Source organism: Pseudomonas cedrina subsp. cedrina, assembly GCF_001983175.1.
Lineage (GTDB): Bacteria > Pseudomonadota > Gammaproteobacteria > Pseudomonadales > Pseudomonadaceae > Aquipseudomonas > Aquipseudomonas cedrina.
This window is the reverse complement of sequence record NZ_MNPW01000002.1, coordinates 535,991-560,669: the sequence shown is the minus strand read 5'-3', so window position 1 is coordinate 560,669 and position 24,679 is coordinate 535,991. Positions and strand designations below refer to the sequence as shown.

The following is a 24,679-nucleotide window of genomic DNA, read 5'->3' as shown; positions in this document are numbered from 1 at the left end:
CTCGCTTAGCGCTTCTTGCGGTTGGCGATGTGGATGGCGCCGCCATTCACGGCCAACGCTGCTTCGTGCAACGCTTCGGACAGGGTCGGATGGGAGAAGACCATCATGCCCAGGTCCTCGGCACTTGTGCCGAATTCCATACCGATCGCGCCTTGCTGTACCAGTTCCGCAGCGCTTGGGCCAATCACGTGGACGCCCAATACGCGGTCAGTCTTGGCATCAGCGATGACTTTGACAAAACCACCGGTGTCGTTGGCTGCCATGGCACGGCCAGAAGCGGCAAACGGGAAGGTGCCGACGTTAACTTCAACGCCTTCAGCTTTCAACTGCTGTTCGTTCTTGCCGACCCATGCAATTTCCGGGTGGGTATAGATGACCGATGGGATCAGGTCGTAGTTCATCTGGGTTTTGTGGCCCTTGATGCGCTCGACAACCATGATGCCTTCTTCGGACGCCTTGTGCGCCAGCATCATGCCGCGAACCACGTCGCCGATGGCGTACACGCCCGGTACGGTGGTAGCGCATTGATCATCAACGTGGACGAAGCCACGCTCGTCGATGTTCACGCCACTGTCAGCGGCCAGCAGGTCGGTGGTCACCGGACGGCGACCCACGGCCACGATCAGCTTATCGAACGTGATGGTCTGCTCGCCGTCTTTGTCGGTGTAGGTCACGACCACTTCTTCGCCGTTGACCTTGGAGCCGGTAACGCGGGCCCCCAGCTTGATGTCCAGACCTTGTTTGGTCAGGGTCTTGTAGGCTTCCTTGGACACTGCGGTGTCGGCAGCCAGCAGGAAGGTGTCCAGGGCTTCCAGCACGGTGACTTCGGAACCCAGGCGGGACCATACCGAACCCAGCTCCAGGCCGATCACGCCGGCGCCGATCACGCCCAGACGCTTAGGCACTGCCTGGAATTCCAGGGCGCCGGTCGAATCGACGATCACGTTCTGGTCAACAGGAGCAGGCGGAATGTCGATTGGGCGCGAGCCTGGGGCCAGGATCACGTTTTCGGCTTCGATGACTTCTACCGAACCGTCCGGCTTGGTGATTTCAACTTTCTTGCCGGCCAGCAGCTTGCCGTGGCCTTGCAGGGAAGTGACGCCGTTGGCCTTGAACAAGGTCGCAACGCCGGAGGTCAGGCCTTTGACAATATTGGCCTTACGGCCAACCATCGCAGGTACGTCCATGGTCACGCCGGCATGGTTGATGCCGTGAATCGCGAAACCATCCTGGGCTTCGTGGAATTTCCAGGAGCTGTCCAGCAGCGCCTTGGAAGGAATGCAGCCAACGTTCAGGCAAGTACCGCCCAGCGCCAGTTTGCCTTCCTTGTCGGTGTATTTTTCGATGCAAGCAGTCGAGAGGCCCAGTTGTGCGGCCTTGATAGCGGCAACGTAGCCGCCAGGGCCTGCACCAATCACTACAACGTCAAATTTCTGTGTCATGAAAATAGATCCTCTATTCAGCGACAAGCTTCAAGCGTCAAGCTGCGAGCCAAGCTGATTTTCCTTACAGCTTGCAGCTCGCAGCATGAAGCTGCTTTATCAGATGTCCAGCAGCAGACGAGCCGGGTCTTCCAGCAGATTCTTGATGGTCACCAGGAAAGTCACGGCTTCTTTACCGTCGATCAGGCGGTGATCGTAAGACAGCGCCAGGTACATCATCGGGCGGATCACGACCTGGCCGTTGATGGCCATCGGACGCTGGATGATGTTGTGCATGCCCAGGATTGCGGCTTGTGGCGGGTTGACGATCGGGGTCGACATCATCGAACCGAAGGTACCACCGTTGGTGATGGTGAAGGTACCACCGGTCATCTCATCGATGGTCAGTTTGCCGTCACGGGCTTTCTTGCCGAAGCCGGCGATGCCGCCTTCGATTTCAGCCAGGCTCATCAGTTCGGCATTACGCAGTACCGGAACCACCAGGCCACGGTCGCTGGACACGGCAACGCCGATATCGGCGTAGCCATGGTAAACGATGTCGGTGCCATCGATGGAAGCGTTGACCGCCGGGTAGCGCTTCAGCGCTTCGGTAGCCGCCTTCACGAAGAAGGACATGAAGCCCAGGCGCACGCCGTTGTGGGACTTCTCGAACAGGTCCTTGTACTTCGAACGCAGGGCCATGACTTCGGTCATGTCGACTTCGTTGAAGGTGGTCAGCATCGCCATGTTCGACTGTGCTTCAACCAGACGCTTGGCCACGGTGGCCCGTACGCGGGTCATCGGCACACGCTTCTCGGTACGGTCGCCGGCAGCGAACACAGGCGCGGCGGCAGCCGGTGCAGCGGCCTTGACAGGCGCGGCGGCCGGGGCGTTTTTCTTGGCTTCAACAGCGGCAACCACGTCTTCCTTGGTCACGCGGCCATCTTTGCCGGTGCCTTTGATGGACGCCAAGTTGATGCCGTTCTCGTCAGCCAGCTGGCGAGCAGCCGGTGCAGCGATCGGGTCTTCGCCACCCGCGGCCGGAGCGGCGGCTGGAGCCGAAGCGGCAGCCGGTGCGGCGGCGGCAGGCGCAGCAGCAGCGCTGCCCTCTTCGATCGAGCCCAGCACCTGGTTCGACAGAACGGTCGCGCCCTCTTCGGCAACGATTGCGCCCAGCACGCCGTCAGCTTCGGCCAATACTTCCAGCACGACCTTGTCGGTCTCGATGTCGACGATCAGGTCGTCACGCTTGACGGCCTCGCCTGGTTTCTTGTGCCAGGTGGCAACGGTGCCATCGGCAACCGATTCCGGGAATGACGGGGCTTTGATTTCGATAGCCATTATCTGTGGGTCCTTAAAATTCGGTTTCAGTCAGCGCGAAGGCGTTAAACAGTGAAGGCATCTTGCAGCAGTTTTTCCTGCTGTTCGGCGTGCATCGACGCATAACCACAGGCAGGTGCAGCAGAAGCATCACGACCGGCGTACTCCAGGCCCAGGGCCTTGTTATGGTTGCCGATGCTGCGACGCAAATGATGCTGGCTGCTGTACCACGCGCCCTGGTTCATCGGTTCTTCCTGGCACCACACCACGTGAGTGAGGTTTGTGTAAGGCGCGATGGCCTCCATCAGGTCGTCTTCCGGGAACGGGTAAAGCTGCTCGATACGCACGATGGCGATGTCTTCGCGGCCTTCGGCACGGCGTTTTTCCAGCAAGTCGTAGTAGACCTTGCCGCTGCACAGGACCAGGCGAGTCACCTTGGCCGCTTCCAGCGTGTCGATTTCCGGAATAACGGTCTGGAACGAACCATCCGCCAGATCTTCCAGGGTCGAGACCGCCAGTTTATGCCGCAGCAGCGACTTCGGTGTCAGCACGACCAGCGGCTTGCGCAGCGGGCGGATCACCTGGCGACGCAGCAAGTGGTAGATCTGCGCCGGGGTCGTCGGCACGCACACCTGGATGTTGTGCTCGGCACACAGCTGCAGGTAACGCTCCAGACGGGCCGAGGAGTGCTCGGGACCCTGGCCTTCATAACCGTGTGGCAGCAGCATGGTCAAACCGCACAGGCGGCCCCACTTGTGCTCGCCGCTGGTGATGAACTGGTCGATCACCACCTGGGCACCGTTGGCGAAGTCGCCGAACTGGGCTTCCCAGATCACCAGCGCCTGAGGCGTGGTGGTCGAGTAGCCATATTCGAACGCCAGTACGGCTTCTTCGGACAGGAACGAATCGTACAGGTCGAAACGCGGCTGGCCTGCGTACAGGTTCTGCAACGGGATGTAGGTGCCCGCGTCTTTCTGGTTGTGCAGCACGGCATGGCGGTGCGAGAACGTACCACGGCCGATGTCCTGGCCGGTCATGCGGATCGGGTGACCTTCGAACGCCAGGGTTGCGTACGCCATGGTTTCGGCGTAACCCCAGTTGATCGGCAGGCCGCCGGCTTGCATCTTCTGACGATCTTCGTAGATCTTCGAGACCTGGCGCTGAACCACGAAGCCGTCCGGAATTTCCAGCAGCTTGGCGGACAATTCCTGCAAGGTCTTCAGATCGAAGGTCGTATCGTGACGCGCAGTCCAGGCATGGCCCAGGTACGGACGCCAGTCGACGAACAGCTCTTTGTTCGGCTCTTTAACCAGGCTTTTTACAACATGCAGACCATTGTCCAGCGCGTTGCGGTATTCATCGATCTTGGCCTGAACACGCGCCTCATCAACAATACCGGCCTTGGTCAGGCTTTCGGCATACAGCTCACGGGTGGTGCGCTGCTTGGCGATCTGCTGGTACATCAACGGCTGGGTGCCGCTTGGCTCGTCCGCTTCGTTGTGACCGCGACGGCGGTAACACACCAGGTCGATCACCACGTCACGCTTGAACTGCATGCGGTAGTCGATAGCCAGTTGGGTCACGAACAGCACGGCTTCCGGATCATCGCCATTCACATGGAGGATCGGCGCCTGGATCATCTTGGCAACGTCGGTGGCGTACTCGGTGGAACGCGCGTCCAGCGGGTTGCTGATGGTGAAGCCAACCTGGTTGTTGATCACGATGTGAACGGTACCGCCGGTCTTGAAGCCGCGGGTCTGCGACATCTGGAAGGTTTCCAGGACCACGCCTTGACCGGCGAATGCCGCGTCACCGTGGATGGAAATCGGCAGGACCTTTTCACCGGTGGTGTCATTGCGACGATCCTGACGAGCACGGACCGAACCCTCGACCACTGGAGAAACGATTTCCAGGTGGGATGGGTTGAAGGCCATGGCCAGGTGAACTTCACCGCCGGTGGTCATCACGTTGGACGAGAAACCCTGGTGGTATTTAACGTCACCGGAACCCAGTTCGACCTTCTTCTTGCCTTCGAACTCGTCGAACAGATCACGCGGGTTCTTGCCGAAGGTGTTGACCAACACGTTCAGGCGACCCCGGTGGGCCATGCCGATCACGACTTCCTTGGTGCCGTACGAACCGGAACGCTGGATCATCTCGTCGAGCATCGGGATCAGGCTTTCGCCGCCTTCCAGGCCGAAACGCTTGGTGCCCGGGTATTTGGTACCCAGGTATTTTTCCAGGCCCTCGGCCGCGGTGACGCGCTCAAGCAGGTGGCCGCGGACGTCGGCGGACAGCACCGGACGGCCACGCACACCTTCCAGGCGATGCTGGAACCAGTGGCGCTGCTCGGAATCGGTGATGTGCGTGAACTCAGCGCCGATGGTGCGGCAATATGTCTGCTGCAACGCTTCGTGAATTTCGCGTAGGCTCGCTTCCTCTTTGCCGATGAACAGGTCGCCGGCACGGAAGGTCGTATCAAGATCGGCATTGGTCAAGCCGTAATGATTGATCGACAGGTCAGCCGGTGCAGGACGCTGCCAGAGCCCCAGCGGGTCAAGCTGGGCCGCCTGGTGGCCACGCATCCGGTAGGCCTGGATCAGTCGCAATACTTCAACTTGCTTCTTCTCGTGCTCACTGCTCACGCTACCGGCGGAAACCGGTTGGGCGCGGCGCTGGTTCTTTGCCAGCAGCACAAACTGATCGCGAATCGTTGCGTGCGATACATCGGTGGCAGCGTTGCCGTCTGAAGACAACGTCTGAAATTTGGTGCGCCATTCTTCTGGCACAGCGTTAGGGTCGTGCAGGTAGAGCTCATAAAGCTCTTCCACATAGGCAGCGTTACCACCTGAAAGATAGCCGCTGTTCCACATGCGCTGCATCACGCTTTCTTGCATGCTTGGTCACCCTCGATTTGGGGACACCACCGGCGAAAACACCGAGTTTGCTTGCAAAAGGCCAAGTGCAGCGACCAAAACAAGCCACTTAGGATCACGCTGATAGTTCGGGTACCAACCCGAATGCCCCTGCTTGTCTCATTTCTTCAAAATAAGAGCCGCGGCTTTGTAAGTCGCTGCTCAAGTTAAAACTACGGCGCCGGTTGAAGCCTGCGCCGCAGCATTTACGGGCACAACGGTCCTGCCTTTACTACAACGCCGGTTACACGCCGCTCTGCAGCAGCATGTTACGGATGTGACCAATGGCCTTAGTCGGGTTCAGGCCTTTGGGACATACGTTGACGCAGTTCATGATCCCGCGGCAGCGGAATACGCTGAACGGGTCATCCAGCGAAGCCAGACGCTCGGACGTCTTGGTGTCACGGCTGTCTGCCAGGAAGCGGTACGCTTGCAGCAGGGCAGCCGGGCCCAGGAACTTGTCCGGGTTCCACCAGAAGGACGGGCAGGAGGTCGAGCAGCAAGCGCACAGGATGCACTCGTACAGACCGTCGAGCTTCTCGCGCTCTTCCGGGGATTGCAGACGCTCGATGGCCGGAGCCGGCGTGTCGTTCTGCAGGAACGGCTTAACCTTCTCGTATTGCTTGTAGAAGATGCTCATATCGACGACCAGGTCACGGATAACCGGCAAACCTGGCAGAGGACGAACGATCAGCTTGTTACCCTTGACCACGGCGGACAGCGGCGTGATGCACGCCAGGCCGTTTTTGCCGTTGATGTTCATGCCGTCGGAACCGCACACACCTTCACGGCAAGAGCGACGATAGGAGAAACCTTCGTCCTGCTCTTTGATCAGTGCCAATACATCCAGCACCATCAGGTCTTTACCACCGGTATCGACCTGGAACTCCTGCATGAACGGCGCAGCGTCCTGATCAGGGTTGTAGCGATAAACACTGACTTTCAACATGGCAGTCACCCTTAGTAAGTCCGAATCTTCGGTTCAAACGTCGGCACCGTCTTCGGCGAGAAGTTCACGGCACGCTTGGTCACGCGCTTGTCACCCGGGAAGTACAGGGTGTGGCACAACCAGTTCTCGTCGTCGCGGTCTTCAAAGTCTTCGCGGGCGTGGGCACCACGGGATTCCTTGCGAACCTCGGCGGCGATCGCCGTCGCTTCAGCCACTTCCAGCAGGTTTTGCAGCTCAAGGGCTTCGATACGAGCGGTGTTGAACGCCTGGCTCTTATCGTTGATCTTGACGTTGGCGATGCGCGTGCGCAGATCGGCCAGCTGGGCGATACCCTTTTGCATGTATTCGCCGGTACGGAACACACCGAAGTAGTTCTGCATGCAGCTTTGCAGCTCGCGACGCAGGGTTGCCACGTCTTCGCCATCCGTGCGCTCGTTCAGAGCATTCAGACGCGCCAGGGCGGTTTCGATGTTCGCGTCGGTGGCGTCATCGTATTCGATGCCGTCGGTCAGCGCTTTTTCCAGGTGCAGGCCGGCAGCGCGGCCGAATACCACCAGGTCGAGCAGCGAGTTGCCGCCCAGGCGGTTGGCGCCGTGTACGGATACGCAGGCCACTTCGCCAACGGCGAACAGACCGTGGATGATCTCGTCCACGCCTTCGGCGTTCTGCGTGATCGCCTGGCCGTGAATGTTGGTCGGCACGCCGCCCATCATATAGTGGCAAGTCGGAACAACCGGAACCGGAGCAACCACCGGGTCAACGTGTGCGAAGGTCTTGGACAGCTCGCAGATGCCGGGCAGACGGCTGTGCAGCACTTCTTCGCCCAGGTGATCGAGCTTGAGCAGTACGTGGTCGCCGTTCGGGCCGCAACCGTTGCCGGCGATGATTTCCTTGACCATCGAGCGAGCAACAACGTCACGACCAGCAAGGTCTTTCGCGTTCGGAGCGTAACGCTCCATGAAACGCTCGCCGTGCTTGTTGATCAGGTAACCACCTTCACCACGGCAACCCTCTGTAACCAGTACACCGGCGCCGGCGATGCCGGTCGGGTGGAACTGCCACATTTCGATGTCTTGTACCGGCACGCCGGCACGCAGCGCCATGCCAACGCCGTCGCCGGTGTTGATCAGGGCGTTGGTGGTCGACGCGTAGATACGGCCTGCACCGCCCGTCGCCAGCACGGTAGCCTTGGCGCGGATGTAGGTGGTTTCACCGGTTTCGATGCAGATGGCAATCACGCCGACGAACTCGCCCTTGCCGTTCTTTACCAGATCGACAGCGTAGTACTCGTTCAGGAACGTAGTGCCGGCTTTCAGGTTGCCTTGGTAAAGCGTGTGCAGCAGCGCGTGGCCGGTACGGTCGGATGCGGCGCAGGTACGGGCAGCCTGCCCGCCTTTACCGTAGTCCTTCGACTGACCGCCGAATGGACGCTGGTAGATACGGCCTTGCTCGGTACGGGAGAACGGCAGCCCCATGTGATCCAGCTCGAACACCGCGGCAGGGCCTTCCTGACACATGTATTCGATAGCGTCCTGGTCACCGATGTAGTCGGAACCCTTGACGGTATCGTACATGTGCCAGCGCCAGTCATCGTTCGGGTCGGCGGAGGCGATGGCGCAGGTGATGCCACCCTGGGCCGATACGGTGTGGGAACGGGTCGGGAACACCTTGGTGATCACGGCAGTCTTGTGACCGCCCTGGGCCAGCTGCAGCGCAGCGCGCATGCCGGCCCCGCCGCCACCAATAATGATGGCGTCGAATGAAATAGTTGGAATGTTAGCCATGAATCAGATACCCCAAAGAATCTGCACACCCCAGACGAAGTAAGCGAACATCGCGATGCCGCATACTGCCTGGAAGAGGAAACGGACTGCGGTCGCGGACTTGCCCAGCGCCATTGGCGTCAGGTAGTCGGTCGCGATGGTCCACATGCCGACCCAGGCGTGAGCGCCCAGGGCTACAAGGGCCAGCAGGCTGAAGATTCGCATCGCATTGTGGGCGAACAGGCCGTGCCATTGCTCAAAGCCGATGCCCGGGTTTGCGACGAGGTATCCGATCAGGAAAATGAAATAAGCCGCGAGAACGACCGCAGACACACGCTGTGCCATCCAGTCATAGAGGCCCGAACGCGACAGATTCGTAACGCTGGTTACCATATCCAAACTCCTGCCAGAACGATCAGCACCACGGAAATGGCGATGATGATTTTCGAGCCCAGGCGGCCGCCTTCCAGCGTCTCACCGATGCCCATGTCCATGATCAAGTGGCGCACGCCGGCTACCAGGTGATACAGCAGAGCGGACAGGAGGCCCCATGCTACGAACTTGGCCAGCGGGCTGGTCAAGTATGCCTTCACCTCGGCAAAACCTTCCTCGGAACCCAGGGATTTGCTCAATGCATAAAGCATGATGCCCAGGCCCAGGAACAGGATGATGCCGGAAACACGGTGCAGGAACGACGTAACGCCGGTGATGGGGAGTTTGATGGTCCTTAGGTCTAGGTTTACAGGTCGTTGGCTATTCACGGCTTTTTTTCACACTTAAGAGCCCCTAACAATCAGGGCAAAGTTGTCGGGGAGTGCACTGGTCAGGTAAGCACCACCCAGGGAGTGCGACCCCCAATGAAAGCAAGCCCAAAAGCCCTTGGCGGTCGGTGGCCGAGTATAGACAGTTAGGTTACTAATGACAACGCGCGCTCCTCACCCTAATAGCGGATTGCGCTGGGGGGATAAAAGGCGTAAACGGCGTTCAATTTCGACGAAATAGTAGGGTTAAAGCCTTCTGGGGCAAGACTTTAGGCAAATTGACATCTGAATTTATCTCACTATAGTGGTGCGGGCCCTGCGTGGGGGGCTGTCTGATGATTTGAAGCATAAATAGGAGGCCACATGGCTGACAAAAAAGCGCAGTTGATCATCGAGGGCGCAGCCCCCGTCGAGCTGCCCATTTTAACCGGCACCGTTGGTCCCGATGTTATCGACGTACGGGGCCTGACGGCCACGGGCCGTTTCACTTTCGACCCAGGCTTCATGTCGACCGCCTCTTGCGAGTCGAAGATCACCTATATCGATGGCGACAATGGCATTCTGCTTCACCGCGGCTACCCGATCGAGCAACTCGCCGAACAGTCGGACTATCTGGAAACCTGCTACCTGCTGCTAAATGGCGAATTGCCAACAGCCGAGCAGAAGGCCCAGTTCGTCAGCACCGTGAAGAACCACACCATGGTTCACGAGCAGTTGAAGACCTTCTTCAACGGCTTCCGCCGCGACGCCCACCCGATGGCCGTCATGTGCGGCGTAGTCGGCGCCCTGTCGGCCTTCTATCACGACTCCCTGGACATCAATAACCCGCAGCATCGCGAAATTTCCGCGATCCGCCTGGTTGCCAAGATGCCGACCCTGGCCGCAATGGTTTACAAGTACTCCATGGGCCAACCCATGATGTATCCGCGCAACGACCTGACGTACGCGGAAAACTTCCTGCACATGATGTTCAACACGCCGTGCGAGATCAAACCGATCAGCCCGGTGCTCGCCAAGGCCATGGACCGGATCTTCATCCTCCACGCCGACCACGAGCAGAACGCCTCCACCTCTACCGTGCGTCTGGCGGGCTCTTCGGGTGCCAACCCGTTCGCCTGTATCGCCGCCGGCATCGCCGCGCTGTGGGGCCCTGCCCACGGCGGTGCGAACGAAGCCGTATTGACCATGCTCGATGAAATCGGCGATGTCTCCAACATCGACAAGTTCATCGCCAAGGCCAAGGACAAGAACGATCCGTTCAAGTTGATGGGCTTCGGCCACCGGGTCTACAAGAACCGCGACCCGCGCGCCACCGTCATGAAGCAGACCTGCGACGAAGTGTTGAAGGAACTGGGTATCAAGAACGATCCGCAGCTCGAACTGGCCATGCGCCTGGAAGAGATCGCCCTGACCGACCCGTACTTCATCGAACGCTCGCTGTACCCGAACGTCGACTTCTACTCGGGGATCATCCTCAAGGCGATCGGCATTCCAACCAGCATGTTCACCGTGATCTTCGCCCTGGCGCGGACCGTGGGCTGGATCTCCCACTGGAAAGAAATGCTCTCCAGCCCGTACAAGATTGGCCGCCCGCGCCAGCTGTACACCGGCTACGAGTCGCGTGACATTACCAAGCTGGAAGATCGCAAGTAAGCACTTGAGTTGTACTGAATAAGGCCTCCTCTGGAGGCCTTATTCATTTGTGCAATCTGTAGTGAGCGGGCTTGCCCCGCGCTGGGTGGCGAAGCCGCCCCATCTCAGGCACTCAGTTCTCCAACTAGAACCGAGGCGCATGGGTTTGGGGCGGCTTCGCCGCCCAGCGCGGGGCAAGCCCGCTCACTACAGACCAACCCTCAACGATATTCAGGTAAAAAAATACCCCGGCCTTTCGACCGGGGCATTTCTTATCCAGCTACAACCTTAGTGGTCAACCGCCCCACTCGCCCCCAGGCCAGTCTGCGAACGCACAAACTGCGGGAAGAACAGCGCACGCTCTTTCTCTGCCGCCGCCGACTTGTCGGTGATGGAGAAGAACCAGATGCCGACGAACGCAATGATCATCGAGAACAGCGCCGGGTACTCATATGGGAAGATCGCTTTTTCATGATGCAGGATCGAGACCCAGATGGTCGGACCCAGCACCATCAGGCCAACGGCACTGACCAGGCCCAGCCAGCCGCCGATCATTGCGCCACGGGTGGTGAGGTTCTTCCAGTACATGGAGAGCAACAGCACCGGGAAGTTACAGCTGGCGGCAATCGAGAACGCCAGGCCGACCATGAACGCGATGTTCTGGCTTTCGAACAGGATGCCCAGGCCGATCGCCAGTACCGCCAAGGCGATGGTGGTGATCTTCGAGACGCGAATCTCATCCTTGTCGTTGGCCTTGCCTTTCTTGATCACGCTGGCGTACAGGTCATGGGACACCGCCGAAGCACCCGCCAGGGTCAAACCGGCAACCACTGCCAGGATGGTGGCAAATGCCACGGCCGAGATGAAGCCCAGGAAGATGCTGCCACCCACCGCGTTGGCCAGGTGCACCGCCGCCATGTTGTTGCCGCCCAGCAAGGCGCCTGCAGCATCCTTGAACGCCGGGTTGGTGCTGACCAGCAGGATCGCGCCGAAGCCGATGATGAAGGTCAGGATGTAGAAGTAACCGATGAAGCCTGTGGCATACAGCACGCTCTTGCGCGCTTCCTTGGCATCGCTCACCGTGAAGAAGCGCATCAGGATGTGCGGCAGGCCGGCGGTACCGAACATCAACGCCAGGCCTAGGGAGAAGGCCGAGATAGGGTCTTTGACCAGGCCGCCGGGGCTCATGATCGCTTCACCTTTAGGGTGAACCTTGATCGCCTCGGCGAACAGCATGTTGAAGTCGAAGTTGACGTGCTTCATCACCATCAGCGCCATGAACGAGGCACCGGACAGCAACAGCACGGCCTTGATGATCTGCACCCAGGTGGTCGCGAGCATGCCGCCGAACAGCACATACAGGCACATCAGGATGCCCACCAGGATGACCGCGACATGGTAGTCCAGGCCAAACAGCAGTTGGATCAGCTTGCCCGCGCCCACCATCTGCGCGATCAGGTAGAACGCCACCACCACCAGCGAACCGCACGCCGACAGGCTGCGGATCTGGGTTTGCCCCAGACGGTAGGATGCCACGTCGGCAAAGGTGTACTTACCCAGGTTACGCAGGCGCTCGGCGATCAGGAACAAAATGATCGGCCAGCCCACCAGGAAGCCGATCGAGTAGATCAGGCCGTCGTAGCCGGAGGTGTAGACCAGTGCGGAAATCCCCAGGAAGGACGCCGCCGACATATAGTCACCGGCAATCGCCAAGCCATTTTGGAAACCGGTGATCTTGCCGCCTGCCGCATAGTAGTCGGCCGCCGACTTGTTACGCTTGGAAGCCCAGTAGGTGATGCACAGGGTGGCCCCCACAAACGCAACGAACATCACGATGGCCGAGACGTTCAGGGGTTGCTTTTGCACGGCCCCGGTCAATGCGTCCGCGGCCCAGACGGCCGGGGCAAACAGCGAAGCGCCGAATACTGCCAGTAGACGCCGGATCATTGCGCAGCCTCCTTGAGAATCGCATTGTTCAGGTCGTCAAACTCGCCATTGGCCCGGCGCACATAGATGCCGGTCAGGATGAAGGCGGACACAATCAGCCCGACGCCCAGAGGAATGCCCCAGGTAATCGACGAACCGGGGCTGATCTTGGCCCCCAGTACTTGTGGCCCATAGGCGATCAATAGGATGAAAGCGGAGTAAAGCCCTAGCATGATCGCCGAGAGAATCCAGGCGAACCTTTCCCTTTTTCTCACCAGCTCCTTGAAACGCGGGCTGTTTTGAATCGAGAGGTAAATGCTGTCGTTCATTGTTTTTATCCTCGCAGCACAGCTTTTTATTATTTTGGAACATGGCCACTGTATGCGGCTGTGGGGCAGGTTCCAGACGACCTTAGTAGTAGATCGAGTGTAGCGAGGGTTGGCGGGTGTGCAGAAACAATTAAGGGTGCAGAAATTAATGTGGGAGGGGGCTTGCTCCCGAAGGCGTCGTGTCAGTTAAACAGGTGTGACTGACACGACGCTTTCGGGAGCAAGCCCCCTCCCACAGGGGTTGTATCAGCGCTGGTTACTTAGCGATCCACTCGGCGACGCGTTCCGGGTGCTTGGCCACCCAATCCTTGGCTGCGGCATCCGGCTTGGCGCCTTCCTGGATAGCGAGCATGACTTCGCCGATTTCATCCTTGGAGGCCCACTGGAATTTCTTCAGGAAGGCTGCGACTTCCGGCGCTTTCTTCTCCAGGCCCTTGCTGCCGATGCTGTTGACGGTTTCAGCAGCACCATAAATCCCTTTTGGATCGTCCAGGAAACGCAGTTTCCACTTGGCGAACATCCAGTGCGGCACCCAACCGGTGACGGCGATGGAATCCTGCTTGTCTTCGGCACGGGTCAACTCGGCGATCATCGCAGCGCCCGAGCTGGCTTGCAGTTTGTAATCGAGACCGTACTGCTTGATGGCTTCGTCGGTCTTGAGCATCACGCCTGAACCGGCGTCGATACCGACGATCTTGTTCTTGAAGGTGGTGTCGGTCTTGAGGTCTTCGATGGACTTGGCCTTGACGTACTCCGGCACGATCAGGCCGATTTTCGCATCCTTGAAGTTGGGGCCGTAGTCGACCACCTTGTCCTTGTTCTTGGCCCAGTATTCACCGTGGGTGACCGGCAGCCAGGCGGAGAGCATGGCATCGAGCTTGCCGGTGGCGACGCCCTGCCACATGATCCCGGTGGCGACCGCTTGCAGTTTCACGTCATAACCGAGCTTCTGCTTGATCACTTCAGCCGCCACGTGGGTGGTGGCAACGCTGTCCGACCAGCCATCGACATAGCCGATGCTCAGGGTTTTGCTGTCGGCGCTGGCCAGTGTGGAGCTCATCGCAACTACCAGAGTGGCAGCTGCGCCCAAGAGTCGTCGCATCTTCATAGTACTTCCCCGAAAGTGCTGCGCCCGGCGGATGCCGGGCGGCGTCAACCTGTTGTTATGTGGTGCACCGCGCCCCCTTCACGCGCATCGATCCGGCCGCTACGGCATCAGTGGAGTGCTGACAGTTTGATCATCAACCTGCCGGGGTCTTCGACCTGCTCTGTCAGCGACCTTATCCAAGCAGGAAACGACATCACCTGGCCAGTAGGACGTTTTGCGCGACTTGACGTCAAAATCCCGCCCGAACTTTGCATGTCAAAATCATGCAGCCCCACTGGCGCGGAGCAAATCCGGGTAAGATGCGCGCCTTTGCTCCCCCAGATAAGCCGACCATGCCCGCGACTGCCCGCTTCCCTGCCCTGCCCTATTTCTTCGCCTTGATCCTCGGCCTGCTGGCCCTGGTCGGCTACTGGTATGGCCTCGGCCGGCCCGTGGTGCTGCCCGATGTCGCCAGCGCCACGCACAAGATGCAGTGCGCCTCGTACACGCCCTTCGACAAAGACCAATCGCCGTTCGACCAGCCGTTCACGCTGCGCCCGGAGCGCATGGACGCTGACCTCGCCCTGCTTGCCACGCGCTTCGAGTGCATTCGCACCTATTCCATGACCGGCCTGGAAGCCTTGCCGGACATGGCGCGCCGGCATGGGCTGAAGGTGATGGCCGGCGCCTGGGTCAGCAGTGACCCGGTGGCGACCCAAAAGGAGATCGAGCAACTGATCGCTGCGGCCAACGCCAGCCCGGACGTCGTGACTTCAGTGATCGTCGGTAACGAAGCGCTGCTGCGCAAGGAAGTCACCGCCACGCAGTTGGTGAAGCTGATCCAGACCGTCAAGAGCCGGATCAAGCAGCCGGTGACCTACGCCGACGTGTGGGAGTTCTGGCTGCAACACCCGGAAATCGCCCCGGCGGTGGATTTCCTGACCATTCACCTGTTGCCGTACTGGGAAGATGATCCGTCCGGCATCGACCAGGCCCTCAAGCACGTGGGCGATGTGCGCCAGACCTTTGGCCACAAGTTTGCTCCCAAGGACATCCTGATCGGGGAAACCGGCTGGCCCAGTGAAGGCCGCCAGCGCGAAACGGCTGTGCCGAGCCGGGTCAACGAAGCCCGGTTCATGCGCGGTTTCGTGGCCATGGCCGAGGCCAATGGCTGGCGCTATAACTTGATCGAAGCCTTCGACCAGCCTTGGAAGCGTGCAAGTGAAGGCGCCGTGGGCGGTTATTGGGGGCTGTTCGATGCCGATCGCCAGGACAAGGGCATCCTTGCCGGGCCTGTGACCAATGTACCGTACTGGCCCGTGTGGCTGGGGGTCGGCGGCATTATCCTGCTGGTCACCTTGGCGCTGGGCGGTCGCGTACGCAGCACGCGCGCCGCGATCGCATTGCCCCTGTTGGGCGCGGTGGCCGCGTGTTCCATCGGCACATGGGCCGAACTCACCCGCGTCACCGCACGCTTTGGTGATGAATGGCTGTGGGCCGGCCTGCTGGTGGCGTTGAACCTGCTGGTGCTGGCCCATGCAGCATTGGCCTTGAGCGCGCGCGAAGGTTGGCGTGAGCAGGCGTTCAACTGGCTGGAGCAGCGTGCTGGCTGGCTGGTGGCGATTGCCGGCTTCGCGGGAGCGGTGATGATGCTGGCGTTGGTGTTTGACCCGCGCTATCGCAGCTTCCCGAGTGCGGCGCTGGTGCTGCCGGCCCTGGTGTACCTGGTGCGTCCGGTCACCGGGCCGCGTCGAGAGATTGCGTTGCTGACCTTTATTATCGGTGCCGGCATTGCGCCGCAGTTGTACCGTGAGGGCCTGTTGAATCAACAGGCGTGGGGTTGGGCCGTGGTCAGCCTGCTCATGGTTGTAGCCTTGTGGCGGTGCTTGCGGGTGCGCAAGCTCTGAGACCGCTATCGCATGTAGTGAGCGGGCTTGCCCCGCGCTGGGTGGCGAAGCCGCCCCAAACCAGGCGACCGTGTTCCATCTGAAACACTGCAGCGTCCTTATTGGGGCGGCTTCGCCACCCAGCGCGGGGCAAGCCCGCTCACTACAAGTACCGTGTACCTTTGATGGGCCCGTGTCAGGCGCCGCGAGACTTCCTGACCAACCGCAACCCTGCAATCACCACCGCAAACACCGCAAAGGTCGTGTTGTACAACGCCAGCGCCGGCAACCCGAACACCAGCCCCAGCACCGCCAACCCCCACCCGGCGCGACCCGGCACAAAAAACGCCAGCACCGCCGTGACCAGCGCCGCCCAGCCCAGCACCTTGAAGTGAATGATCAACCCCAGGGTCGAACGCAGCTGGCATTCCCAACGACTGGCCTCATCGGCGCAGAGCCCCACCCACTGTCCGTCTTCCATGAAGCCGTAGCGCGCGCCATAACTGGCGGCCAACCACAGCGGCAGGGCAATAAGCAGCAGAATCAACGGCAAGCGACGGGACATCGGGGCACTCCGAAAGGCAAAAATGGCGCTCAGCTTAATGCCCCGGTGGCCGTTAACAAGGTGCATACACACAATTAGTGTTCATCCAGACGTGTCAACGTGTATCGTCTGGCTGTTATTACCCCGATTCCTACGTTATTTTCCGACTTTTCGTGCCGAGGGCTGGCACTTCGGTGGCAACGCGGTGGTCATAGCCTGCGAATTCATCAAGCACGTTTCCTCTTAGGGATTAAGTCATGCTCCGTTCCTTGCGCTGTGCTGCCTTACTGGGCAGCCTTTTTCTGAGTGCGTCAGCACTGGCCGTCGATATCGACCAAGCCAGCTATGGCTACCCTTTGACCAACCCGTTTGAAGCGACCATCGCCACCACTCCGCCTGACCTTCGGCCGAAACTGCCGAGCGATGACGAGATCAACCAATCCGACTACACCCTGAACATGCGCCCCGAGCGCGAATTCAGCCTGCCGGACAATTTCTGGGCGGTGAAGAAACTCACCTACCGCATCGCCAAGCAGGATCGCGCCGCGCCGTTGATCTTCCTGATCGCGGGCACCGGTGCGCGGTTTGACAGCAGCATCAATGAATACCTGAAAAAACTGTATTACCAGGCCGGCTACCACGTGGTGCAGCTGTCCTCGCCCACCAGCTTTGACTTCATCGCCTCGGCTTCGCGTTTCGCCACCCCCGGCATCAGCCAGGAAGACGCCGAAGACATGTACCGCGTGATGCAAGCCGTACGCGCGCAGAACGCTTCGTTGCCAGTGACCGACTTCTACCTGACCGGCTACAGCCTGGGCGCACTGGATGCGGCCTTTGTCAGCAAGCTCGACGAAACCCGTCGCAGTTTCAACTTCAAGAAAGTGCTGCTGCTGAACCCGCCGGTCAACCTCTACACGTCCATCACCAACCTCGACAAGCTGGTACAGACCGAGGTCAAGGGCATCAACAACACCACCACCTTTTATGAGCTGGTGCTGAACAAGCTGACCCGCTACTTCCAGCAGAAGGGCTACATCGACCTTAACGACGCCCTGCTCTACGACTTCCAGCAATCCAAGCAGCACCTGACCAACGAACAGATGGCCATGCTGATCGGCACCTCGTTCCGCTTCTCGGCAGCCGACATCGCCTTTACCTCGGACCTGATCAACCGCCGTGGCCTGATCATTCCGCCGAAGTACCCGATCACCGAAAGCACCAGCCTCACGCCGTTCCTCAAGCGAGCGCTGCAATGCGATTTCGACTGCTACCTCACCGAACAAGTAATCCCGATGTGGCGCGCGCGTTCCGACGGCGGCAGCCTGCTGCAACTGGTCGACCAGGTCAGCCTGTACGCCCTCAAGGATTACCTGCACGACAGCCCGAAAATCGCAGTCATGCACAACGCCGACGATGTGATCCTGGGCCCGGGCGACCTCGGTTTCCTGCGTAAAACCTTCGGCGATCGCTTGACCGTCTACCCGCTGGGCGGCCACTGCGGCAACCTCAATTACCGCGTCAACGCCGACGCCATGCTGGAGTTCTTCCGTGGCTAAATATCTTCTGCTGCTCGCCGCCTTGATGTGCGCGGGCGTGGCCAATGCCGACAACAGCAAGGCTCACGAGCCCACCGTGGTGGGCTCCGACGGCTTCAAGGAACCGCTGACCAAGCTCAAGTTCAATCCGGGCCTGGACCAGCGTGAATTCGAGCGTTCGACCCTCACCGCGCTCAACGTGTACGACCCGCTGGAAGCGTGGAACCGGCGCGTGTACCACTTCAACTACCGCTTCGACCAATGGGTGTTCCTGCCGGTGGTCGACGGTTACCGCTATGTCACGCCCAGCTTCCTGCGCACCGGCGTGAGCAACTTCTTCAACAACCTGGGCGATGTGCCCAACCTGTTGAACAGCTTGTTGCAACTCAAGGGCCACCGCTCCCTGGAAACCACCGGCCGCCTGCTGGTCAACACCACCATCGGCATCGCCGGCCTGTGGGACCCGGCCACCTCCATGGGCCTGCCGCGCCAGAGCGAAGACTTCGGCCAGACCCTGGGCTTCTATGGCGTACCTGGCGGCGCGTACCTGGTACTGCCGATCTTCGGACCGTCGAACCTACGCGACACCGGCGGCTTGCTGGTCGACTACACCGCTGAAAACCAGATCAACTTCCTCAACGTCGCCGAAGTCAGCTCCAACCACCCGGAAATCTGGGCGTTGCGCGCGGTCGACCGGCGCTACCAGACCAGCTTCCGGTATGGGCAGATGAATTCGCCATTCGAGTATGAGAAGGTGCGCTACATCTATACCGAATCGCGCAAGTTGCAGATTTCCGAGTAAACAACGCGCACAAAAAAGGCCATTCGCGTGAATGGCCTTTTTTATGCCTGGGATTCAAGCCCTGAGTGCTTTCCACGCCTTGCCGACCACGCTGACCACCGCCAGCACCAGGGCCCCCGCAATCACCCCCGCCACGCCATTGAGCACGGGCGGCACCAGCCACGCCGCCGCGCCCGCGCCTTGGCTGACCGATTCGATCCAGTGATGCACCACCGGTACGCCATGGGTAAGAATCCCGCCGCCCACCAGGAACATCGCCGCCGTACCGATCACCGACAAACTCTTCATCATGTAAGGGGCCGCGCGCAGGATGGCGCCGCCGACACTGCGCGCTACCTGGCCGGGCTTTTGAGTGAGCCACAGGCCGAGGTCATCCAGCTTGACGATACCCGCGACCAACCCATACACACCCACGGTCATCACAATCGCGATGCCCGAGAGCACGATCACCTGCTGCGTCAGTGGCGCGTCGGCCACGATGCCGAGGGTGATGGCGATGATTTCAGCCGAGAGGATGAAGTCGGTGCGGATTGCGCCCTTGATCTTGTCTTTTTCGAACGCCACCAGATCGGTGGCCGGGTCGGCCACCGCCTCGGCCAACTGCGCATGTTCAGCCTGATCCTCGGCCTTGCTGTGCAGGAATTTGTGCGCGAGCTTCTCGAAACCTTCGAAACACAAGTACGCCCCGCCGAGCATCAACAGTGGCGTCACCGCCCAGGGGGCGAAGGCGCTGATCAGCAGGGCCGTCGGCACCAGGATCAGCTTATTGACGAATGAGCCCTTGGCCACCGCCCATACCACGGGAATTTCCCGTTCGGCACGTACGCCGCTGACCTGCTGGGCATTGAGCGCCAGGTCGTCGCCCAGCACGCCGGAGGTTTTTTTCGCGGCCATTTTGGTCATCAGGGCGACGTCATCGAGTACGGCGGCGATATCGTCGATCAACACCAACAAACTGCTTCCTGCCATGAATCGGGCTTCCGTATAGAGGGGGATGGGGCGAGCATAGCGCGGCGCAACGCTTTGCGGGCACATTGTTGAGGCTCGCGGATGGCCGGTGCTACCATGCGCAACCGCCTGTACTGGCAAGGAAACCCCTGGTTTATGAGCACCATTCGCGAGCGCAACAAACAAAAAATCCTGCGGGCGGCCAGCGAGGAGTTTGCCGACAAGGGCTTCGCCGCGACCAAAACCAGCGACATCGCCGCCAAGGCCGGGCTGCCCAAGCCCAACGTCTACTATTACTTCAAATCCAAGGACAACCTCTACCGCGAGGTGCTCGAAAGCATCATCGAGCCAATCCTGGCCGCCTCCACGCCGTTCAACCGGGACGGCGAGCCCAAGGACGTGCTGAGCAACTACATCCGCTCGAAAATCCGCATCTCCCGCGACCTGCCCTTCGCCTCCAAGGTATTTGCCAGCGAAATCATGCACGGCGCCCCACACCTCAGCGCTGAGCAGGTCGAGCAATTGAACGCCCAGGCCAGGCACAACATCGATTGCATCCAGCACTGGGTGGATCGCGGTCTGATCGCGCCGATCGACCCCCACCACTTGATGTTCAGCATCTGGGCGGCGACGCAGACGTACGCGGATTTCGACTGGCAGATCTCGGCGGTGACCGGCAAGGCCAAGCTGGATGAGGCGGATTATGAAGCGGCGGCGCAGACGATTATTCGGTTGGTGTTGAAGGGGTGTGAGCCGGACTGAGAGAACGGGGTGAAGCTATCGTAGGCAAGCCAGCTCCCACACTGCCCTGCGCCGTACACAACATGTATGAATTGCCTAAATCCCCTGTGGGAGCGGGCTTGCCCGCGATAGCGCCCGGCCAGACACATCCAGCCAAAAGCCTGCCGATCATTCCTAGCCCCTCAAAACTAGCCTCTCAGAACACCATCTGAAGAGAGGCCATGGAATGCCTGATCTCCCCGCGTCAAAACGTCTGCGTATCGGTCGTTACAACGAACCCAACCGTGTCTATCTGCTGACCAGCAATACCCTTGATCGCATACCTGTATTCAGCGACTTCAACCTGGGCCGTCTGGTCGTCCAGCAGTTCAGGATTGCCCAGCATCAAGGGCTGGCTACTTCCCTGGCTTGGGTGGTGATGCCTGATCATTTCCACTGGTTGATCTCGCTGGATAAAGGCTCACTTGCCGATTTGATGCGTCAGGTAAAGTCCAAAAGTACCCGAATCGTGAATGCGGTTGCCGGGCGTCAAGGCCGCCTTTGGCAGCCGGGTTTTCACGACCATGCCGTGCGCCGGGAGGAAAACCTTGAAGCAATAGCCCGATACATCGTGGCCAACCCACTGCGAGCCGGTCTGGTGAAGAAGTTTGGCGACTACCCCCTTTGGGATGCCATTTGGCTTTGACTTGATACCGAGTCGTCTGCATCGCGGGCAAGCCCGCTCCCACAGGGATCGCTAGTGGTCACATATTTTGTGTCGACACCAATCAACGTGGGAGCTGGCTTGCCTGCGATAGCTTTTTAACAGTCACCAAAGACTCAAGCCAACACCCCCGCATCCGCCATCAACCCCACCCCCTCGATTGCCGTAATCGCGCACTGCTCATCAATGTCCGAGGTATCCCCACTGATGCCGATCGCGCCCAGCACCACGCCCTGTTGATCCCGAATCAACACACCGCCCGGTGCCGGCACCACGCTGCCCTGCCCCAGGCTGTTCAACGCCGCGATAAACGCCGGGCGTTGTTGCGCATCCAGCGCCAACAGGCGTGAACCCTTGCCCAGGGCAATCGCGCCCCAGGCCTTGCCCACTGCGATCTGCGGGCGCAGCAGGCTGGCGCCGTCTTCGCGTTGCAGGGTGATCAGGTGGCCGCCGCTGTCGAGCACCGCGATCGTCAGCGGTGCGGTGCACAGGGTGCGTCCTGCGCTGAGGGCATGGCTGGTCAATTGGGTGGCGATTTTCAAGGTTAAAGCGCTCATGGTGCCGTCCTTCTTTTGTTATTGGGGAAGCGGTGGAGGCCTGAATTATCAGAAACCGGATCAAACAAATAGAACACAATATACATATATTTTGTATACAATATTTTCGCACAAAACTTCCATATGTTGAGAAAACGCTCATAAAGCCCCTTATGACGAACGTCAGAATCAAAAAACAAAATGCATTGACCTGCGCCGGCCACCGTGAATACACTCTGGCAAGAACACCACTTGTATACAATTACAAAACGCAAGAGGCACCAAAACAATGAGCAAAATGAGAGCAATCGAAGCCGCCGTCCTGGTGATGCGCCGTGAAGGCGTGGACACCGCCTTCGGCATCCCGGGCGCCGCGATCAACCCGCTGTACTCGGCCTTGCAGAAGGTGGGTGGCATTGATCACGTCCTTGCTCGCCACGTTGAAGGCGCCTCCCACATGGCCGAGGGCTATACCCGCACCAAGGCCGGCAATATCGGCGTGTGCATCGGTACCTCGGGCCCGGCGGGCACCGACATGGTCACCGGCCTGTACAGCGCCTCGGCCGATTCCATTCCGATCCTGTGCATCACCGGGCAAGCACCCCGCGCCCGCATGCACAAGGAAGACTTCCAGGCCGTGGACATCACCAGCATCGTCAAGCCGGTGACCAAGTGGGCAACCACCGTCCTCGAACCTGGCCAAGTACCGTATGCATTCCAGAAAGCCTTCTTTGAAATGCGCTCCGGCCGCCCGGGCCCGGTGCTGATCGACCTGCCGTTCGACGTGCAGATGGCCGAGATCGAATTCGACATCGACGCCTACCAGCCGCTGCCCCTGGCCAAGCCCTTGGCCACGCGCATCCAGGTGGAAAAAGCCCTGGCGATGCTGGACCAGGCCGAGCGCCCACTGCTGGTCAGCGGCGGCGGCGTGATCAACGCCGATGCCAGCGAACTGCTGGTTGAATTCGCTGAATTGACCGGTATCCCGGTGATCCCGACCCTGATGGGCTGGGGCACCATCCCCGACGACCACCCGCAGATGGTCGGCATGGTCGGCCTGCAAACCTCGCACCGTTATGGCAACGCGACGATGCTGAAGTCGGACGTGGTGCTGGGCATCGGTAACCGTTGGGCCAACCGCCACACCGGTTCGGTCGAGGTCTACACCGAGGGCCGCAGGTTCATCCACGTCGACATTGAGCCGACGCAGATCGGCCGCGTATTCACACCGGACCTTGGCATCGTTTCCGACGCCGGCGCCGCGCTGACGATGTTCATTGAAGTGGCCCGCGAGTGGAAAGCCGCAGGCAAGCTCAAGGACCGCAGTGCCTGGCTCAACGACTGCCAGCAGCGCAAGGCCACCCTGCACCGCAAGACACACTTCGACAACGTGCCGGTCAAGCCGCAACGGGTGTACGAAGAGATGAACCAGGTGTTCGGCAAGGACACCTGCTACGTCAGCACCATCGGCCTGTCGCAGATCGCCGGCGCGCAATTCCTGCACGTGTACAAGCCGCGTCACTGGATCAACTGCGGCCAGGCCGGCCCGCTGGGCTGGACCATCCCGGCGGCCCTCGGCGTGGTCAAGGCCGACCCGAGCCGCAAGGTAGTGGCGCTGTCCGGCGACTATGATTTCCAGTTCATGATCGAAGAGCTCGCGGTGGGCGCACAGTTCAAGCTGCCCTACATCCATGTGGTGGTGAACAACTCTTACCTGGGCCTGATCCGCCAGGCACAGCGCGGGTTTGAAATGGACTACTGCGTGCAGCTGTCCTTCGACAACCTCAATGCGCCGGAACTCAACGGTTACGGTGTCGACCACGTGGCCGTCGCCGAAGGCCTGGGTTGCAAGGCGCTGCGCGTATTCGAGCCCGGCCAGATTGCGCCGGCACTGCGCCGCGCCGAGGAAATGATCAAGGAGTTCAAGGTTCCCGTGATCGTTGAGATTATTCTGGAGCGTGTGACCAATATTTCCATGGGCACCGAGATCAACGCCGTCAATGAATTCGAAGACCTGGCACTGGTCGGCAATGACGCGCCGACTGCCATTTCCCTGCTCGATTAAGGAGAACCCTATGCCGCGTTTCGCCGCCAACTTGTCCATGCTGTTTACCGAACAGGACTTCCTGGCTCGCTTCAAAGACGCCGCCGATGCTGGCTTCGAAGGCGTCGAGTACTTGTTCCCGTATGAGTTCAGCTCTGCCGAGATCAAGGCGCAACTCGATGCCCACGGCCTGACCCAGGTGCTGTTCAACCTGCCGGCCGGTGACTGGGCCAAGGGCGAACGCGGCCTGGCGTGCCACCCGGACCGGGTCGAGGAGTTCCGCGCCGGGGTCAAGCTGGCCATCGCCTACGCCCAGGTGCTGGACAACACCCAGATCAACTGCCTGGCGGGCATCCGGCCACAAGGAATTGATGACCAAACCCTGGAAAAAACCTTTGTCGCCAACCTCAGATATGCCGCCGACAAGCTGCAAGCGGTGGGCATCAAGCTGGTGATGGAAGCGATCAACACCCGCGACATTCCGGGTTTTTACCTCAACAACACGGCGCAAGCCCTGGCGATTCGCGAGCAGGTGGGCAGTGCCAACCTGTTCCTGCAATACGACATCTATCACATGCAAATCATGGAAGGCGACCTGGCCCGCACCATGGCCGCGCACCTGGGCGAAATCAACCACATCCAACTGGCAGACAACCCTGGGCGCAACGAGCCGGGCACCGGTGAGATCAACTATCGGTTTCTGTTCGAGCACCTGGATCGCATTGGGTACGCGGGTTGGGTGGGCTGTGAGTACAAGCCGTTGACCACGACCGAAGCGGGGCTTGGCTGGCTAAAAACTCATAACGCTATCTAACAGATACAACACAAAACCAAATG

21 protein-coding genes are annotated in these 24,679 nt (G+C 59.9%); 8 read left to right on the top strand and 13 right to left on the bottom strand.

Going from position 1 to position 24,679, the window contains the following annotated elements; genetic code table 11:
* Window positions 1–5 precede the first annotated feature (5 nt).
* From lpdA to sdhC, 7 genes are all read right to left on the bottom strand, one after another.
* Complete coding sequence (lpdA, locus tag BLL36_RS05705; protein ID WP_076950483.1) at window positions 6–1,442, bottom strand: dihydrolipoyl dehydrogenase; 1,437 nt, start codon at window positions 1,440–1,442, stop codon at window positions 6–8.
* Window positions 1,443–1,541: 99 nt separating this feature from the next.
* The gene (gene odhB, locus BLL36_RS05700; protein ID WP_076950482.1) at window positions 1,542–2,762 is read right to left on the bottom strand and encodes a 2-oxoglutarate dehydrogenase complex dihydrolipoyllysine-residue succinyltransferase; all 1,221 of its coding nucleotides are present in this window, start codon (window positions 2,760–2,762) and stop codon (window positions 1,542–1,544) included.
* Between the two features lie 44 nt (window positions 2,763–2,806).
* Entirely contained in the window at window positions 2,807–5,638 is a 2,832-nt protein-coding gene (locus BLL36_RS05695) for a 2-oxoglutarate dehydrogenase E1 component (protein ID WP_076950481.1), read from the bottom strand.
* 262 nt (window positions 5,639–5,900) lie between these two features.
* The gene (locus tag BLL36_RS05690) at window positions 5,901–6,605 is read right to left on the bottom strand and encodes a succinate dehydrogenase iron-sulfur subunit (RefSeq protein WP_003172807.1); all 705 of its coding nucleotides are present in this window, start codon (window positions 6,603–6,605) and stop codon (window positions 5,901–5,903) included.
* Between the two features lie 11 nt (window positions 6,606–6,616).
* On the bottom strand, window positions 6,617–8,389 hold the full coding sequence (sdhA, locus tag BLL36_RS05685) for a succinate dehydrogenase flavoprotein subunit (RefSeq protein ID WP_076950480.1): 1,773 nt from the start codon (window positions 8,387–8,389) through the stop codon (window positions 6,617–6,619).
* 3 nt (window positions 8,390–8,392) lie between these two features.
* Entirely contained in the window at window positions 8,393–8,761 is a 369-nt protein-coding gene (gene sdhD / locus BLL36_RS05680; protein WP_065884231.1) for a succinate dehydrogenase, hydrophobic membrane anchor protein, read from the bottom strand.
* Window positions 8,755–9,129 carry a succinate dehydrogenase, cytochrome b556 subunit gene (gene sdhC, locus BLL36_RS05675; RefSeq protein ID WP_076950479.1) on the bottom strand — a complete coding sequence of 125 codons (375 nt, stop codon included), beginning with the start codon at window positions 9,127–9,129 and terminating at the stop codon, window positions 8,755–8,757. The genes sdhD and sdhC overlap by 7 nt, the downstream gene beginning before the upstream one ends.
* Before the next feature lie 363 nt (window positions 9,130–9,492).
* Between sdhC and gltA the strand changes: the two genes are divergently transcribed.
* The gene (gltA, locus tag BLL36_RS05670; protein WP_012723087.1) at window positions 9,493–10,782 is read left to right on the top strand and encodes a citrate synthase; all 1,290 of its coding nucleotides are present in this window, start codon (window positions 9,493–9,495) and stop codon (window positions 10,780–10,782) included.
* Between the two features lie 267 nt (window positions 10,783–11,049).
* On the opposite strand, the gene BLL36_RS05665 is transcribed toward gltA, so the two are convergent.
* From BLL36_RS05665 to BLL36_RS05655, 3 genes are all read right to left on the bottom strand, one after another.
* A complete protein-coding gene (locus BLL36_RS05665; protein WP_076950478.1) occupies window positions 11,050–12,708 on the bottom strand; it encodes a cation acetate symporter in 1,659 nt (552 codons plus the stop codon).
* Complete coding sequence (locus BLL36_RS05660; protein WP_003190001.1) at window positions 12,705–13,016, bottom strand: DUF485 domain-containing protein; 312 nt, start codon at window positions 13,014–13,016, stop codon at window positions 12,705–12,707. The genes BLL36_RS05665 and BLL36_RS05660 overlap by 4 nt, the downstream gene beginning before the upstream one ends.
* A gap of 256 nt (window positions 13,017–13,272) precedes the next feature.
* Window positions 13,273–14,124, bottom strand: a complete 852-nt coding sequence (locus tag BLL36_RS05655) for a glycine betaine ABC transporter substrate-binding protein (RefSeq protein ID WP_076950477.1) — start codon at window positions 14,122–14,124, stop codon at window positions 13,273–13,275.
* A gap of 332 nt (window positions 14,125–14,456) precedes the next feature.
* Here BLL36_RS05655 and BLL36_RS05645 point away from each other — a divergent pair, with 332 nt between their 5' ends.
* A complete protein-coding gene (locus tag BLL36_RS05645; RefSeq protein ID WP_076950476.1) occupies window positions 14,457–16,010 on the top strand; it encodes a glycoside hydrolase family 17 protein in 1,554 nt (517 codons plus the stop codon).
* Between the two features lie 175 nt (window positions 16,011–16,185).
* Here BLL36_RS05645 and BLL36_RS05640 read toward each other — a convergent pair whose 3' ends face one another.
* Complete coding sequence (locus BLL36_RS05640) at window positions 16,186–16,554, bottom strand: hypothetical protein (protein ID WP_076950475.1); 369 nt, start codon at window positions 16,552–16,554, stop codon at window positions 16,186–16,188.
* Between the two features lie 236 nt (window positions 16,555–16,790).
* Here BLL36_RS05640 and BLL36_RS05635 point away from each other — a divergent pair, with 236 nt between their 5' ends.
* Both BLL36_RS05635 and BLL36_RS05630 read left to right on the top strand, forming a co-directional pair.
* A complete protein-coding gene (locus BLL36_RS05635) occupies window positions 16,791–18,089 on the top strand; it encodes a serine/threonine protein kinase (protein ID WP_076950474.1) in 1,299 nt (432 codons plus the stop codon).
* On the top strand, window positions 18,082–18,870 hold the full coding sequence (locus BLL36_RS05630; RefSeq protein ID WP_076950473.1) for an MlaA family lipoprotein: 789 nt from the start codon (window positions 18,082–18,084) through the stop codon (window positions 18,868–18,870). The genes BLL36_RS05635 and BLL36_RS05630 overlap by 8 nt, the downstream gene beginning before the upstream one ends.
* Window positions 18,871–18,924: 54 nt before the next feature.
* Here the strand turns inward: BLL36_RS05630 and BLL36_RS05625 are convergent, their stop codons facing one another.
* Window positions 18,925–19,839: a DUF808 domain-containing protein gene (locus BLL36_RS05625; RefSeq protein ID WP_076950472.1), complete on the bottom strand. Its 915-nt coding sequence runs from the start codon at window positions 19,837–19,839 to the stop codon at window positions 18,925–18,927.
* A 135-nt stretch (window positions 19,840–19,974) separates the two neighbouring features.
* On the opposite strand from BLL36_RS05625, the gene BLL36_RS05620 reads away from it, so the two are divergent.
* Window positions 19,975–20,580 (top strand): TetR/AcrR family transcriptional regulator, encoded by a 606-nt coding sequence (locus BLL36_RS05620; RefSeq protein WP_076950519.1) that lies wholly within the window; start codon window positions 19,975–19,977, stop codon window positions 20,578–20,580.
* Between the two features lie 205 nt (window positions 20,581–20,785).
* Entirely contained in the window at window positions 20,786–21,244 is a 459-nt protein-coding gene (locus BLL36_RS05615) for an REP-associated tyrosine transposase (RefSeq protein ID WP_076950471.1), read from the top strand.
* Window positions 21,245–21,378: 134 nt separating this feature from the next.
* Here BLL36_RS05615 and BLL36_RS05610 read toward each other — a convergent pair whose 3' ends face one another.
* A complete protein-coding gene (locus tag BLL36_RS05610) occupies window positions 21,379–21,819 on the bottom strand; it encodes a GlcG/HbpS family heme-binding protein (RefSeq protein ID WP_076950470.1) in 441 nt (146 codons plus the stop codon).
* 268 nt (window positions 21,820–22,087) lie between these two features.
* Here BLL36_RS05610 and gcl point away from each other — a divergent pair, with 268 nt between their 5' ends.
* Window positions 22,088–23,863, top strand: a complete 1,776-nt coding sequence (gcl, locus tag BLL36_RS05605; RefSeq protein ID WP_076950469.1) for a glyoxylate carboligase — start codon at window positions 22,088–22,090, stop codon at window positions 23,861–23,863.
* A 10-nt stretch (window positions 23,864–23,873) separates the two neighbouring features.
* Window positions 23,874–24,656, top strand: coding sequence for a hydroxypyruvate isomerase (gene hyi, locus BLL36_RS05600; protein WP_076950468.1), 783 nt, complete (start codon window positions 23,874–23,876; stop codon window positions 24,654–24,656).
* Window positions 24,657–24,679: the final 23 nt, after the last annotated feature.

What these genes read in the sequence shown, in the direction of transcription:
- gcl (WP_076950469.1), top strand. Translation starts at nt 22,088, where the DNA reads ATGAGCAAAATGAGAGCAATCGAAGCCGCCGTCCTGGTGATGCGCCGT.
- BLL36_RS05640 (WP_076950475.1), bottom strand. Translation starts at nt 16,554, where the DNA reads ATGTCCCGTCGCTTGCCGTTGATTCTGCTGCTTATTGCCCTGCCGCTG.
- sdhD (WP_065884231.1), bottom strand. Translation starts at nt 8,761, where the DNA reads ATGGTAACCAGCGTTACGAATCTGTCGCGTTCGGGCCTCTATGACTGG.
- BLL36_RS05620 (WP_076950519.1), top strand. Translation starts at nt 19,975, where the DNA reads ATGAGCACCATTCGCGAGCGCAACAAACAAAAAATCCTGCGGGCGGCC.
- BLL36_RS05665 (WP_076950478.1), bottom strand. Translation starts at nt 12,708, where the DNA reads ATGATCCGGCGTCTACTGGCAGTATTCGGCGCTTCGCTGTTTGCCCCG.
- BLL36_RS05695 (WP_076950481.1), bottom strand. Translation starts at nt 5,638, where the DNA reads ATGCAAGAAAGCGTGATGCAGCGCATGTGGAACAGCGGCTATCTTTCA.
- BLL36_RS05645 (WP_076950476.1), top strand. Translation starts at nt 14,457, where the DNA reads ATGCCCGCGACTGCCCGCTTCCCTGCCCTGCCCTATTTCTTCGCCTTG.
- sdhA (WP_076950480.1), bottom strand. Translation starts at nt 8,389, where the DNA reads ATGGCTAACATTCCAACTATTTCATTCGACGCCATCATTATTGGTGGC.
- hyi (WP_076950468.1), top strand. Translation starts at nt 23,874, where the DNA reads ATGCCGCGTTTCGCCGCCAACTTGTCCATGCTGTTTACCGAACAGGAC.
- lpdA (WP_076950483.1), bottom strand. Translation starts at nt 1,442, where the DNA reads ATGACACAGAAATTTGACGTTGTAGTGATTGGTGCAGGCCCTGGCGGC.
- BLL36_RS05615 (WP_076950471.1), top strand. Translation starts at nt 20,786, where the DNA reads ATGCCTGATCTCCCCGCGTCAAAACGTCTGCGTATCGGTCGTTACAAC.
- BLL36_RS05635 (WP_076950474.1), top strand. Translation starts at nt 16,791, where the DNA reads ATGCTCCGTTCCTTGCGCTGTGCTGCCTTACTGGGCAGCCTTTTTCTG.
- BLL36_RS05655 (WP_076950477.1), bottom strand. Translation starts at nt 14,124, where the DNA reads ATGAAGATGCGACGACTCTTGGGCGCAGCTGCCACTCTGGTAGTTGCG.
- gltA (WP_012723087.1), top strand. Translation starts at nt 9,493, where the DNA reads ATGGCTGACAAAAAAGCGCAGTTGATCATCGAGGGCGCAGCCCCCGTC.
- BLL36_RS05625 (WP_076950472.1), bottom strand. Translation starts at nt 19,839, where the DNA reads ATGGCAGGAAGCAGTTTGTTGGTGTTGATCGACGATATCGCCGCCGTA.
- odhB (WP_076950482.1), bottom strand. Translation starts at nt 2,762, where the DNA reads ATGGCTATCGAAATCAAAGCCCCGTCATTCCCGGAATCGGTTGCCGAT.
- BLL36_RS05690 (WP_003172807.1), bottom strand. Translation starts at nt 6,605, where the DNA reads ATGTTGAAAGTCAGTGTTTATCGCTACAACCCTGATCAGGACGCTGCG.
- BLL36_RS05660 (WP_003190001.1), bottom strand. Translation starts at nt 13,016, where the DNA reads ATGAACGACAGCATTTACCTCTCGATTCAAAACAGCCCGCGTTTCAAG.
- BLL36_RS05610 (WP_076950470.1), bottom strand. Translation starts at nt 21,819, where the DNA reads ATGAGCGCTTTAACCTTGAAAATCGCCACCCAATTGACCAGCCATGCC.